The sequence below is a fragment of the Bradyrhizobium sp. genome, from assembly GCF_022844465.1.
Classification (GTDB): domain Bacteria; phylum Pseudomonadota; class Alphaproteobacteria; order Rhizobiales; family Xanthobacteraceae; genus Bradyrhizobium.
In genome coordinates this window covers 202,082-215,780 of sequence record NZ_JALHLP010000005.1, presented here as the reverse complement: position 1 = coordinate 215,780, position 13,699 = coordinate 202,082, and the positions used below count along the sequence as shown (strand labels likewise).

The window sequence follows — 13,699 nt, the reverse complement described above, 5'->3', positions numbered from 1 at the left end:
GCAGCGCAGGACGGCGCGTCGAAAAGGCATGCCACGAAGGGGCCGGAAAGGCAAAATCATCGGCGTCACGAATTTCCGCCAGGCGGCAGCGGCGGCTTTCGAAAGCGCCCGACGTCCGGCTGCGTCCGCTACGGCAGCACTTCGCGGCGCTCGCTGAGCAGCGCGTCGGTTTCGGCGCGCTTGTCGGCCAGCAGCCCGGCGTCGGCCGCCTCGATCACCCTGTAGAGTTCGTGGGCGTCGCTGAGCCGGGTCACGGTCACGTAGTCCGCTCCCGCTGCATAGAGATCGTTGACGTTGGACAATACCTCGGCGGTCGCCACGATCCTGGCGGTCGGATTCAGCGCGCGCACGTGGCGGACCAGCTTCTCGTTGTCGGCACCCTTGAGAAGCGAATCCGGAATACTGAGAATGATCAGCTCGGCCGCGCCGACCCCGGCGTGAACCAGCGTATCGACGTTGCTGATGTCGCCATAGACCACGTGCATGCCGCGGTCCGACAACGTCCGGAACACCACCGGATTGAAGTCGATCACCGTGATCTGCTCGAGAACCGCGGGGTTGCGCCGCTCGATCTCGCTCAGCAACGCGCTGGCGGCGCGGAAGAAGCCGAGGAGGACGATCCGGCGCGCCTGCCCGTGCCCGCTCTCGTGCCCGGCATCGGCGCCATCGCCGTGGTCGAGATCGCGGAGCCCGATCCGCTTCAGCGGTCCGATCAGCCCTCGCGTGACCTGGTCGCTCCGCGCCATCACGAACGTGCTCAGGACCGCCAGCACCACGAATGCGAATGAGGCCGCGCTCGCGGTCTCGGTCCCGATATGGCGCGCGGTGACGCCGGTCTGGATCACCACCAGCGAGAATTCGGAGATTTGCGCCAGGTTGATCGCCGGCAGCAGGCTGGCGCGCAGGCCCTGCTTCATCAGGTAGAGCGGGGTAAAGGTCGTCAGCACCCGGCTGACGACGGTAAACGCCGCGATCAACAGCGCCAGCCCGATCACCGACAGGCCGGGAATCGGGATGGTCATGCCGAGGGCGACGAAGAACAACGTGATGAAGAAGTCGCGCAGCGTCGTCACCTTGGCGGTGACGTCCAGTGCGTAAGGGAATGTCGAAAGCGAAACGCCTGCCACCAGCGAGCCCATCTCGCGCGACAGATGCAGCCGCTCGGCGATCTCGCCGATCAGGAAGCACCAGGCCAGCGCGCCGAGCAGCACCAGTTCCGGCCGGCGCGCGATATGGTGGAACAGCCACGGCAGCACGTAGCGGCTGAGCACCAGCGCGGTCGCCACCAGCACGCCGACCCGGCCGACCGAGAGCAGGACGATGCCGACCTGCAGATTGTCGAGGCTCGGCTGCACGGCGAGGAACAGGATCGCAAAGATGTCCTGCAGCACCAGCACGCCCAGCGTGATGCGTCCGGGCAGCGTGTCGAGTTCGCGCTTCTCGTACAGCACCTTGACGATGATGACCGTGCTCGACAGCGCGCAGGCGACGCAGAGATACACGGCGTCGAATTTGCCGCCCCCCATCGACATGCCGATCCCGACAAAGAACGCCATTCCGAGCACGACGCCGCCGACCAACTGCCCGCCGGCGGCAAACAGGATAACCTTGCCGGCGCGCACGATCTTCTTCAGGTCGATTTCCAGCCCGATCATGAACAGCATGAAAATCAGGCCGAGTTCGGAGATGACGCCGATCGATTCCTGGGACTTGACCCAGCCCATCCCGAATGGACCAATGACGAACCCGGCGATAAGGTAGGCCAGGATCAGCGGCTGGCGCGAAAAATGGGCCAGCAGGCCGAGCCCCCAGGCGAACAGGATGGACAGCGTGATGTCGTGGATGAGTTCGTGCATGTTTCTGGATTGTCCCCGCCTGCAACCTAAAGCGTTTTCGCGCGAAGGGGAAACCGGTTCGCGGCGATAAAACGGCCCAGCCTGACGGAAGGCCGCAAACCAGGCGGTCTTCTCAACAAGAAACAACCGGGAGCGAACACCCATGTCTACCGCCACGGCCTTCGATTTTACGCCATTGCTGCCGGCCGGACTGCCGGCGCCGGCGGCGCGCTGGACCGGCCTTGCCCGATACAGTTTCGTCGGCGGCAATAACGACCCCGACCAGGTTCCGGTCGAGGGCCTGGTTGAGGCGGTCAACGCCGTGCTCCGGCGCGAGGGCAAGACGCTGGCCACCTATGGCCTGGCCAGCGGCCCGCAGGGCTACCGGCCGTTGCGCGAGTTCCTGACCGCCAAACTCAAGCGCGACGCCGGCATCGCCTGCGCCGCCGACGACATCATGATCGTCTCGGGTTCGCTGCAGGCGCTCGACCTCGTCAACGCGACGCTGCTGGCGCCCGGCGACACCGTACTGGTCGAGCAGGAGACCTATCAGGGCGCGTTGAGCCGGCTCGCCCGGCTCGGCGTCAAGGCGGTCGGCATTCCCCTCGACGGCGACGGCATGCGGATGGATGCGCTGGCCGCTGTTCTGGCCGACCACAAGCGGCGCGGCGTCACGCCCAAATACATCTACACCATCCCGACCGTGCAGAACCCGACCGGGTCAATCATGCCGCAGGCGCGGCGCGCGGAGATGCTGGAGCTGTCGCGGCAGTACGGCGTGCCTGTCTTCGAGGACGACTGCTACGCCGACCTGGTGTGGTCCGGCGAACGGCCGCCCGCGGTCTACGCCATGAGCCCGCATGGCGGCGTTATTCACGTCGGCTCGTTCTCCAAATCGATCGCGCCGGCGCTGCGGGTCGGCTTCATCGTCGCCCCCTGGGAGATGATGTCGCGGATGCTGGCGCTGAAGACCGACGCCGGCAGCGGCGCGCTGGAGCAGATGGTGCTCGCCGAATACTGTGCGCCGCATTTTGCGACACATGTGCCGAAACTGACGCGCGGGCTGCGCGCCAAGCTCGACACGCTGATGGAGGCGCTCGACGAGCAGTTCGGCACCTCGGCCGAATTCGAGGATCCAAAGGGCGGCATCTTCCTGTGGGTGAAGCTGCCCGACCATGTCGATACACTGAAACTCTACCAGGCCGCGCTCGCCGCCGGGGTTGCCATCAATCCCGGCCCGGAATGGTCGACCGACAAGGGTTATGCCGGCTGCCGGCTGCGGCTGTGCTTCGCCAGCCCCTCGCACGCGCAGATCCGCGAGGGCATAGCCGCGCTCGCCGAAGTCTGCCGGAAGCAGTTCGGCGTGCCGGAGCGGAGCGCGAACGTCGAGAAGCGGGCGCGAAGCTGAGTCCTAAAGCGCAATTCGAAAAACCGCTGCACACTTTTCCGGATCGTGCTCTTGCTGGTGAAATCGGGCGCCCCGACCGGTCATCTTCAGACAGGACACCCTGATGACGGGGACGCACGCCCAGCATCGCCTAGGCATTGCCCTCGTCGTCGCCGCGGCGGTCGCCTGGAGTACGGCGCCGTTCTTCACCCGGCTGCTGCCCTATGACTCCTGGACCATTCTGTTTTGGCGGGGGTTGTTCGGCGGGAGCGCAATCGCGGTCCTGATGGTGCTGCTGCAAGGCCATGCCGGCCTGCGCGATCTGACCAGGATGGGGAAAAGCGGCTGGCTTGTCGCGCTGTTCTCGACACTGGCCATGATCGCATTCATCCCGGCCCTGCAACTGACCAGCGTCTCCAACGTGGCGATCATCATTGCCACAGGTCCTTTCATCACGGCGGCGCTCGCCTGGGTCTGGCTGCGGGAAATCCCCCGATGGCGAACCATGGTGGCGAGCGCCGTGGCGCTCTGCGGGGTTGCGATCATTGTCGGTAGCGCGCGCGTCGGTTCCGATATTCTCGGAATCGCGCTCGCCTGCTTCATGGCGTTGGCGATCGCCGCGATGACCGTCATGGTGCGGCGGCACAGGGACACGTCGATGGTGGCTGCCGCCGCGATATCGAACCTACTGGGCAGCGTCGTCAGCCTTCCGTTCGCCCAGGGCCTGGTCGCGATAACAGGGTTTGACCTGCTGATCCTGGCGATGTTCGGATTTTTCCAGGTGGCGCTGGGTCTGACGCTGTTTTTTCTGGGCTCCCGCCTGTTGCCATCCGGCCAGGCCGCCCTGATCTCCACGCTGGAGACCCCGCTGATGCCCTTTTGGGTATGGCTGGCGTTCGGCGAGGTTGTCACACTGCGGGTGCTCGGCGGCGGCGCGCTGGTGATGGGCGCCGTCATTGCCGAGATCATCGGCGATAGCCGCAAACAAACGCCAACCAAGTGACGGGCCGAACTACCGCACCGAGAACGGGGCCTGGTAGGGCCGGCCGAACGGCACGCCGTTGATCACGGTCTGCACCGGCTTCAGCAACAGCTTGCCCTCGCGCCGGTTGGTGCGGGTGTCGACGAACGAGGTCGGCCCTTCCACCAGTTCCAGGATCGCGACGTCGCCGGGCGCGCCGATCTGCAGCGTGCCGATCTTGGGCGCGCGGTTGATGATTTTGGCCGGCGTCACCGTCGCCGCCGCCACCACCTGTTCCAGCGACATCCCGAGCGCCATGAACTTGCTCATGACGTTCGGCAGATAGGGCATGCCGGGCGAATTGCCGGAGAAGACGTGGATGTCGGAGGAGATCGTATCCGGCGTGCAGCCGCCGGGCAGCGCCACTTCCGCCACCGTGAAGTCGAAGCTGCCGCCGCCATGGCCGACGTCGAACATGACGCCGCGCTGCTTGGCGGCGAGCGCCGCCGGCAGCAGCTTGCCGTCCTGCACGATGTTGGTGAACACGCCGGCGATGTTGGGCGCGCCGGAATAGGCGTGGGTCAGGACGTCGCCCGGCCGCAGCAGATTGAGAATCTCCGACATCAGCTCTTTGGTCTCGACGCCGCCGATATGCACCATCAACTTGGCCGGCCAGCCGCAGATCTCGCAGGCCTTGATCGAGCGCTTCAGCGGCTCGAGGCCGTGCCGGGCGATCACGTTCTCCGACATCCGCACCTTGACGCCGAGCAGGAAATCCGGGTTCTCGGCCAGCGCCATCGCGCAGGCGTCCACCTGCGCATAGTCGATGTTGTAGAGTTCGGCGACCGGGAAGCCGGACAGTCCGTTGTTGGCGATGTGGACGAAGGCGTAGATCCGCGCCCGGGATTGCGCCACGATGTAGCGGCGCAGCGCGGCGAGATTGTTGACGCCGGCGTCGCCGGCCGACACCACCGTGGTGGTGGCCTGCGCCTGAACCAGCTCGTCGGCGGGAATGCCGATCGCCGAGCCGTAGGGATAGACGTGGGAATGCAGGTCGATCAGCCCCGGCGTCACCAGCCGGCCGGAGGCGTCGATCGTCCGCGACGCGCGCGCCGCCGGAATTTCGCTCTCGACCGCCTCGATCACGCCCCAGCGGATGCCGATGTCGCGCTTTCCGCGCAGCGACTGGCTGGGATCGAGCACGTCGCCGCCCTTGATCACGAGGTCGAACTTGTCGTTCGGCCCCATCGCGGCATGAGCGCGATCCGAGATCGCGGCGACCGCCGCCGATCCGGACGCCATCAGAAAATCACGTCGTGAAAATCCGGTCATTGCAGCCCTCCTCCCACACGATCTTTGTGACGGGATGATGCGTCTGGCGCCGGGTTTCCGCAAGCCGGACGTAGCACCCTGCGCGCAAACGGCTGCCGTTCATAATTCTCCTGTTTGATCCCAGGAACATTCCCCGCAACGGGAGGTTCAATCCTTCCCTATTGGAGGACTTTGAATGAAGAAGCTTGCAATCGTGATCGCCGCACTCGGCGCGATCTTTCTCGCCGCGCCGTCGGTGGCGGACGCCCAGACCGTCGTGATCAAGAGCGGCGGCTACCATGCCGGAAAACACAAGCACCATCACGGCGCGCGTGCCCACTACAGGTCAAATCGCGGCTGGCACCGCGGACATCGGCACGGTCACAACCGCAACAAGGTGGTGGTCATCAAGAAGTATCGTTACTGAATTCGATCACGCCTTTAACGCAGTAAAATGGCTCCTCGCGGAGCCATTTTTTGTTGCGTTCCATTGGTCGCGTAGCGTCCGGCGGCTGAGACCTCAGCTGTAGATTTCGAACAGCCCGGCGCCGCCCTGGCCGCCGCCGATACACATGGTGACGACGCCCCACTTGGCCTTGCGCCGGCGGCCTTCCTGCAGGATGTGACCAGTCAGGCGCGCGCCGGTCATGCCGAAGGGATGGCCGATCGCGATCGAGCCGCCATTGACATTGTACTTCTCGGGATCGATGCCGAGCTTGTCGCGCGAATAGAGACACTGGCTGGCGAAGGCTTCGTTGAGCTCCCAGAGATCGACGTCGCCGATCTTGAGGCCGTGGCGCTTCAACAGTTTCGGCACCGCGTAGATCGGGCCGATGCCCATCTCGTCCGGCTCGCAGCCCGCGGCCGCCCAGGCGACGAAGCGGCCGAGCGGGTTCAGCCCGCGCTTCTCCGCGTCCTTGGCCTCCATCAGCACCACCGCCGCCGCACCGTCCGAGAGCTGGCTGGCGTTGCCGGCAGTGATGTATTTGCCGGGACCCTTGACCGGCTCGAGCTTGGCAAGGCCCTCCATGGTGGTGTCGGGCCGGTTGCACTCGTCGCGGTCGACGACGTAGTCGACGATGCTTTCGGCCTTGGTCGCCTTGTCGACCATTTTCATTTTGGTCTTCATCGGGACGATTTCGTCCTTGAACTTGTTGGCCTGCTGGGCCGCCGCCATCCGGCGCTGCGACTCCAGCGAATACTCGTCCTGGTATTCGCGGCTGAGCTTGTAGCGGTCCGCCACGATGTCGGCGGTGTCGATCATGGCCATGAAGATATCGGGCGCGACCTTGAGCAGGTCGGGATCGATCGATTCCTTCGGCGAGCCGCCGCCGGGAATCGAAATGCTTTCGACGCCGCCGGCGACGATGCAGTCGGCGCCGTCGGAGCGGATCGAGTTGGCGGCCATTGCGATCGTCTGCAGGCCCGACGAGCAGAAGCGGTTGACGGAAACCCCGGCGGTCGACTTCGGCAGGCCCGCCAGCAACGCTGCCTGACGGCCGATATTGGGGGCGCCATGCGCGCAATTGCCGAGATAGCAGTCCTCGACATAGTCCTTGTCGACGCCGGCGCGCGCGACGGCGTGCTTGATGGCGTGAGCCGCCATCGACATCGGCGGGGTGATGTTGAACCCGCCGCGACCGGACTTCGCCAGCCCGGTACGTGCATAGGAAACGATAACAGCTTCACGCATTTTGAAAGACCTCCCTTGGATGCGGCCAGTATGGACCGGACCACGGCCCGTGTGTAGCGAAAACCCGAATTCCGGCGGGCGGAAAAGGCGATGTCTTGATCAATCCCACGCCGGCGCGAAGCCGGGATTGACGCAACGCTTGTCTTTCGGCAACGCCGCGATCGCCTTGCGGTCGGCGTCGTCGAGGTTGACACGGGTTGCGTCAAGGTTGGCCTGCTGGCTTTCCGCGCGCGACGCCTTCGGAATGGCGGCGACGCCGTCCTGGTCGAGCAGCCATTTCAGCGCCACCTGCGCCGCGCTGGCGTTGTGCTTGCGTCCGATCGCGGCAAGGACCGGGTCGGCGGCGGCGCGACCCTGCGTCAGCGGGCAATAGGCGACCAGCGGGATTGATTTCTCGGTGAGGTACCGACGCAGCCGGGCCTGGTCCAGCATCACGTGGTATTCGACCTGGTTGCAGGCGATCGGCGCCTGGATGTCCTCGATCACCGTCTTCAGCAGCGCGATGTTGAAATTGGCGACGCCGATGGCGCGGGTGCGGCCCTCCTGCTTCAGCCGCATCAGCGTCTCGAAGATTTTGGGCAGGTTCATGTTCGGCGCCGGCCAGTGCACCAGATAGAGATCGACCTGGTCGAGCCGCAGCTTCTTCAGGGATGCGTCGAACGCCCGCTGGATCGCCTCCGGCGCCAGGTTCTCGTTCCAGACCTTGGTAGTGACGTGAATATCCTTGCGGGGGATCTTCGCGGCGGCGATCGCCGCCCCGATCGCTTCCTCGTTGCCATACATCTCCGCGGTGTCGATATGGCGGTAACCGAGCCCAAGCGCGCTCTCGACGGCGGCGCGGCAGGCGTCGCCCTGCATCCGGAAGGTGCCAAGGCCGAGCTTGGGCAGGCTGATGCCCTGGGTTTGCAGATGTTCCATCGGTCGAGTCCTGAACTAATAATCGTCGCAGGCGCCACAAATGCCGCGCCAACGGTATTTCATTGCGGGGAGTTGGCCGTTATTGAATAGCTTGCGCGCATGGCGCAGGGCAAATCAAGAGCGGGCCAGGTGACGGATGGGCAGAGCGTTGCAACAATGGCTGGACAACCATGAACTGCCCGCAATCATTGCGGCCGTCCTCGGCGTGGTCGTGACGCTGGCCCTGCTTCTGGTTGTCGGCGGCTATTTCCTTGTGACCCCCCTGACGCCGGCCCCCTACTCGGCCGCCTGCGCCACCGGTCGGCCGATCGCGCCCTCCAGCCGCGCGCACTCCGCGCGGTATTTCGCGACATTGGCTTCCTTGATGTGACCATAGCCGCGCACCAGTTCGGCCGATTTCGCCAACGCCACCAGAAGCGGCCAGTCGTGTGGCCTGGCCCGGTCGAGCTGGCGGAAGATCATGGCCGAATACTCACCCGGCAACGCCCGCTCCATTCGCCGCTCCGCGGTGTAGCCGAACGGATCGAGCGCGCTGCCGCGCAGGAACCTGAGCCGGGTCAGGATCGCAAAGGCGCGGAAGATCCAGCCGCCGAACTCGCGCTTGCGCAAATGCCCGGTGACCTTGTCGCGCCGCGCGAGTAGCGGCGGCGCCAGGCTGACCTTGACGCTCGAATCGCCGTCGAACTGCGCTTTCAGCGCCTCGGCGAATTCGCCGTCGGAGTAAAGCCGGGCGACCTCGTATTCGTCCTTGTAGGCCATCAGCTTGAACAGCCCCTTGGCAAAGGCCTCGGTGAGGTCGTGCGACCCCGGCGAGGCCTTGGCTTCGGCGGCGCGGACGCGCGCGACCTCGGCGAGGTAGCGCTTCGAATAGGCTGCGTCCTGGTAGCCGGCGAGGAAATCCGCCCGGTAAGCGATGCTTTCGTCGAGCGTGCGCTTGGCAGGCTGCGCGCCCGAATTCCTGAACCGCGCCGCGCTGACGACGCGTGGCAGGTCGTGCGCGGCCAGCCGGCCCCACGAAAACGCCAGCTTGTTCATCTCGATCGCAGCGCCGTTGAGATCAATCGCCTTCATGATCGCCGCCAGCGACAACGGAATCGCGCCGCGCTGGAATGCAAAGCCGAGCATGAACGCGTTGGTGGCGATGCTGTCGCCCATCAGCGCGGTGGCAAGCCCGGTCGCATCGAGGATGTCGAGTTCGGAGGCGCTGACCGCCTCGTTGAGCGCCTCCCGCATGGCGCCGGCCTGGAAGTCGATATCCGGGTCGATCACGAAGCTGGCGGTCGGCAACAGGTCGGCGTTGACGACGGCGCGTGTCACGCCGCGTTCGGCGCGACTTAGCGCCGGGACGCTGGTGGCGACGACGATGTCGCAGCCGAGAATGAGGTTGGCGCTGCCGGGGCCGATGCGGACATTGGCGAGGTCATCGGCCGACGGCGCGATCCGGACGTGGCTCATGACCGCGCCGTTCTTCTGCGACAATCCGGTGAAGTCGAGCGTCGAGCAGGCCTTGCCATCGACATGCGCGGCCATGCCGAGCAGCGCGCCGATCGTGATGACGCCGGTGCCACCGATGCCGGTGACGAGGATGTTGTAGGCGCCGTCAAGCTCGCGCACCGCCGGAATCGGCAGGTCGGCAAACAGCGCCGAAGGATCGGCGGCGGCGCGATCGACCTTGCGCAAGCCGCCGCCATGCACGGTGACGAAGCTCGGGCAAAAGCCTTCGATGCAGGAGAAGTCCTTGTTGCAGTTCGACTGGTCGATCCGCCGCTTGCGGCCGAGTTCGGTCTCCAGCGGCTGCACCGAGACGCAGTTGGAAGCAGCCGAGCAGTCGCCGCAGCCTTCGCAGACGCGCTCGTTGATGAAGACGCGCTTCGGCGGGTCCGGATAGAGCCCGCGCTTGCGGCGGCGGCGCTTTTCCGCGGCACAGGTCTGGTCGTAGATCAGCACCGTGAGGCCCTTGACCTCGCGCAGTTCGCGCTGCACGGCGTCGAGTTCGCGGCGGTGATGGACGGTCGTACCAGCCGGAAAATAGTTCGACGGATACTTCTGCGGTTCGTCGGAGACGATCACGAGGCGCTTGGCGCCTTCCGCCGAAACCTGATGCGCGATCTGGGAGACCGTCAGGCCGCCTTCGGCGGGTTGGCCGCCGGTCATCGCCACCGCGTCGTTGTAGAGGATCTTGTAGGTGATGTTGACGCCGGCGGCGGCCGCCGCGCGGATCGCGAGCAGGCCGGAATGGGTGTAGGTGCCGTCGCCGAGATTCTGGAACACATGCGGCTCGCTGGTGAACGGCGCCTGCCCGATCCAGGTGACGCCTTCCGCGCCCATGTGCGAGATCGTCTGGGTCCGGCGGCTCGGCACCGAGAGCGCCATGCCGTGGCAGCCGATGCCGGCCATCGCACGGCTGCCTTCGGGTATCTTGGTCGAGGTGTTGTGCGGGCAGCCCGAGCAGAAATACGGCGTGCGTAGCAGCTTGGCGGCGCCGACGCCGTCCGCCGGCCGATCGAACGCCTCCAGCTTGGCCAGCCGCTGCTCCAGCGCCGGGCTGCGATGGCCGAGCCTGCGTAGCCGTGCGACCACGGCAGCGGCCACCATGGTCGGCGTCAACTCGCCCTCGCTCGGCAGCAGGGTCGCGCCGGTCTCATCGCGCTTGCCGACCACCGAGGGCCGCTTCGACGCGTCGACGTTATAGAGTATCCGCAGCAACTGGTCCTCGATGAAGCCGCGCTTCTCCTCGACCACCAGCACGTCCTGCAGACCCTCGGCGAACGCCCGGGCGCCGTGTTCCTCCAGCGGCCAGGTCAGCGCGACCTTGTAGATGCGCAATCCCAGCGCCTGCGCTTCGGCGTCGGTGATGCCGAGATCGGCCAGCGCCTGCCTGAGGTCGAGATAGGCCTTGCCGGTCGCCATGATGCCGAGCCGCGCCGGCTTCGAATCCAGCACGATGCGGTCGAAGCGGTTGACGCGGGTGAATGCCGCGACCGCCTGCATCTTCGGGCCGTGCAGCCGCCGCTCCTGGTCCATCGGCGCGTCGGGCCAGCGGATCGAAAGCCCGCCCGGCGGCATCTCGAAATCGTCGGGCGTGATGATCTGGATGCGATCGGGATCGCTGACGATCGAGGCCGAGCTTTCGACCGTCTCCGAAATCGCCTTGAAGCCGACCCAGCAACTCGAGTAGCGCGACAGCGCAAACCCCAGAATGCCGAGGTCGAGGTAGTCCTGCAGGGTTGCCGGGTTGACCACGGGCATCAAGGCCGCGGCGAACACCTGCTCGCTCTGGTGCGCGAGCGTCGAGGACTGGCAGCCATGGTCGTCGCCGGCGAGTGCGATCACGCCGCCATGGCGCGAGGTGCCGGCCGAGTTGGCGTGCTTGAGCGCATCCATCGAGCGGTCGACGCCAGGTCCCTTGCCGTACCAGATGCCGAACACGCCATCGACCTTGGCACCGGGGAACATTCCGACCTGCTGGCTGCCCCACACCGCGGTCGCCGCCAGGTCCTCGTTGAGGCCGGGCGAGAATTCGATGTCGTGCTGCTTGAGGAAGGTCTTGGCGCGCCACAGCGCGTGGTCGTACATCCCGAGCGGCGAGCCGCGGTAGCCGGAGATGAAGCCCGCGGTGTTGAGTCCCTGCGCGCGGTCGCGTTCGCGCTGCAACATCGGCAGGCGGACCAGCGCCTGGGTGCCGGACAGGAAAATCCGCTTCGCATCCAGCCGGTACTTGTTGTCCAGCCCCACTTCCATCAACGCCATGGTCTGCTCCCCGCCGCGATATCAGCCGTGCCGGTCGGTCGAACCGGCCTCGTTGGCGTCAGGATGCACCGGTTTTGCCATGCGTGCCCAGCCTGAATCCATGGCCACAGGACATATCTCGCCATTCTGTTGACGATCGCCGGCCCCTTGCCGAAGCCCGGCTTCTTTGAAACGCTGCCATTTGAAAACGCCGCAAGCGCGCGGCGCAATCGGCGATGGTGCCGGCGGCGCTCCGCGCCGCGGTCCTCGAGCGGGATGCGATCACGCCAACAGGGAAACAACAGATGGCCCGCCTGCCCTATCTCGAAGCCGACCAGGTCGCCCCCGAATATCGCGACATGCTCAAGCGCAACACCAACCTGCACAAGCTCTTGGTCAACTCGCCCGACATGGCGCGCGCCTTCAACGGCATCGGCGGCTACATCCGCTTCGACAGCAAGCTCGACCCGCGGCTGCGGGAACTGGCGATCCTCCAGGTCGGCTGGCTGGAGAAATCCGAGTACGAATTCACCCATCATGTGAAGATCGGCAAGGAGTTCGGCGTCACCGACGCGGATATCGCGGGGCTGATGGCCGAGACCGCGGGCAAGTCCTCGACGCTGGAGCCGCTGGCGAAGGCGATCCTGCGCGGCGCGCGCGAGATGACGCGCGAGCTTGCGATGTCGGAGGCGACCTTCGCCGAGATCAAGCGCGAGCTCTCCGACGAGCACATGGTCGACCTCGTGCTCACCATCGCCTTTTACTGCGCCGTCGTGCGCGTGCTGGCAACGATGCAGATCGACAACGAACCGCATTACAAAGAGGTGCTGAAACAGTACCCGATTCCGGGAGTGAAATGAGATGCGCCTGAAAGATCGCGTCGCCATCGTCGTCGGCGCCGGACAGAGCCCTGGCGAAGGCGTTGGCAACGGCCGCGCCACCGCGCTGACCTTCGCGCGCGAAGGCGCCAGGGTGCTGTGCGTCGATCACAATCTGGCGTCGGCGCAGGAGACGGTCGACATGATCCTCGCCAAGGGTGGCACGGCGGCGGCCTTCAAGGCCGACGTCACCCAGAATTCCGACCTCAAGGCGATGGTGACGGATGCGATGGCTCGCTGGGGCCGCATCGACGTGCTGCACAACAATGTCGGCGTCAGCCTGTCCGGCGGCGACGCCGAACTGCTCGACATCACCGAGGAAGCGTTCGACCGTTGCGTGGCGATCAACCTGAAGAGCTGCGTGCTGGCCGCCAAGCACGTGGTCCCGATCATGCGGCGCCAAGGGAGCGGCGTCATCATCAACATCTCCTCGATGGCCGCGATCACCACCTACCCCTATGTGGCCTACAAGGCGACCAAGTCGGCGATGATCGCCTTCACCGAGCAACTCGCCTATCAAAACGCGCAATACGGCATCCGCGCCAACGTTATCCTGCCGGGCCTGATGAACACGCCGATGGCGGTCGACACCCGCGCCCGCGCGTTCAAGAAGAGCCGCGCCGAAGTCGAGGCCGAGCGCGACGCCAAGGTGCCGCTGCGCCAGAAGATGGGCACCGGCTGGGACGTCGCCAACGCCGCCTTGTTCCTCGCCTCCGACGAGGCGGGCTTCATCACCGGCGTGACGCTGCCGGTCGACGGCGGCGCGAGCGTGCGGCGGGGATGATCCGGCAAATTGACGGTGAGAGCCGGCCGCGATGGCGTGAGACGACGCGAACGCGAGATGGTGACAACCATTAATCCCTCATGGTGAGGAGGCGCGAAAGCGCCGTCTCGAACCATGAGGCCCCGCCGGCGCCATTCATCCTTCGAGACGGCGCTTTCGCGCCTCCTCAGGATGAGGTCCGACAACGTGAGCGGCCGAACCCC

General features: G+C 65.7%; 10 protein-coding genes. 5 read left to right on the top strand and 5 right to left on the bottom strand.

Annotated features, from left to right (window positions below; translation table 11 throughout):
* Nucleotides 1-128: 128 nt before the first annotated feature.
* The gene (locus tag Q0D31_RS12190) at nucleotides 129-1,856 is read right to left on the bottom strand and encodes a cation:proton antiporter (protein ID WP_291850540.1); all 1,728 of its coding nucleotides are present in this window, start codon (nucleotides 1,854-1,856) and stop codon (nucleotides 129-131) included.
* A gap of 142 nt (nucleotides 1,857-1,998) precedes the next feature.
* Between Q0D31_RS12190 and Q0D31_RS12185 the strand changes: the two genes are divergently transcribed.
* Both Q0D31_RS12185 and Q0D31_RS12180 read left to right on the top strand, forming a co-directional pair.
* Nucleotides 1,999-3,243: a PLP-dependent aminotransferase family protein gene (locus Q0D31_RS12185; RefSeq protein ID WP_291850537.1), complete on the top strand. Its 1,245-nt coding sequence runs from the start codon at nucleotides 1,999-2,001 to the stop codon at nucleotides 3,241-3,243.
* 103 nt (nucleotides 3,244-3,346) lie between these two features.
* On the top strand, nucleotides 3,347-4,225 hold the full coding sequence (locus tag Q0D31_RS12180) for a DMT family transporter (protein ID WP_291850534.1): 879 nt from the start codon (nucleotides 3,347-3,349) through the stop codon (nucleotides 4,223-4,225).
* Nucleotides 4,226-4,234: 9 nt separating this feature from the next.
* Here the strand turns inward: Q0D31_RS12180 and Q0D31_RS12175 are convergent, their stop codons facing one another.
* Nucleotides 4,235-5,515 (bottom strand): amidohydrolase/deacetylase family metallohydrolase, encoded by a 1,281-nt coding sequence (locus Q0D31_RS12175; RefSeq protein ID WP_291850531.1) that lies wholly within the window; start codon nucleotides 5,513-5,515, stop codon nucleotides 4,235-4,237.
* A gap of 175 nt (nucleotides 5,516-5,690) precedes the next feature.
* On the opposite strand from Q0D31_RS12175, the gene Q0D31_RS12170 reads away from it, so the two are divergent.
* Nucleotides 5,691-5,921 (top strand): hypothetical protein, encoded by a 231-nt coding sequence (locus Q0D31_RS12170; protein ID WP_291850528.1) that lies wholly within the window; start codon nucleotides 5,691-5,693, stop codon nucleotides 5,919-5,921.
* A 93-nt stretch (nucleotides 5,922-6,014) separates the two neighbouring features.
* Here Q0D31_RS12170 and Q0D31_RS12165 read toward each other — a convergent pair whose 3' ends face one another.
* The 3 genes from Q0D31_RS12165 to Q0D31_RS12155 all read right to left on the bottom strand — a co-directional run bounded on the left by Q0D31_RS12165 (nucleotide 6,015) and on the right by Q0D31_RS12155 (nucleotide 11,855).
* Nucleotides 6,015-7,187, bottom strand: a complete 1,173-nt coding sequence (locus tag Q0D31_RS12165; protein ID WP_291850525.1) for an acetyl-CoA C-acyltransferase — start codon at nucleotides 7,185-7,187, stop codon at nucleotides 6,015-6,017.
* A 99-nt stretch (nucleotides 7,188-7,286) separates the two neighbouring features.
* A complete protein-coding gene (locus tag Q0D31_RS12160) occupies nucleotides 7,287-8,105 on the bottom strand; it encodes an aldo/keto reductase (protein ID WP_291850522.1) in 819 nt (272 codons plus the stop codon).
* Between the two features lie 276 nt (nucleotides 8,106-8,381).
* On the bottom strand, nucleotides 8,382-11,855 hold the full coding sequence (locus Q0D31_RS12155) for an indolepyruvate ferredoxin oxidoreductase family protein (RefSeq protein WP_291850518.1): 3,474 nt from the start codon (nucleotides 11,853-11,855) through the stop codon (nucleotides 8,382-8,384).
* Nucleotides 11,856-12,139: 284 nt separating this feature from the next.
* On the opposite strand from Q0D31_RS12155, the gene Q0D31_RS12150 reads away from it, so the two are divergent.
* Together Q0D31_RS12150 and Q0D31_RS12145 are read left to right on the top strand one after the other, a co-directional pair.
* Nucleotides 12,140-12,694: a carboxymuconolactone decarboxylase family protein gene (locus Q0D31_RS12150; RefSeq protein WP_291850515.1), complete on the top strand. Its 555-nt coding sequence runs from the start codon at nucleotides 12,140-12,142 to the stop codon at nucleotides 12,692-12,694.
* Between the two features lies 1 nt (nucleotide 12,695).
* Nucleotides 12,696-13,496, top strand: coding sequence for an SDR family NAD(P)-dependent oxidoreductase (locus Q0D31_RS12145; protein ID WP_291850512.1), 801 nt, complete (start codon nucleotides 12,696-12,698; stop codon nucleotides 13,494-13,496).
* Nucleotides 13,497-13,699: the final 203 nt, after the last annotated feature.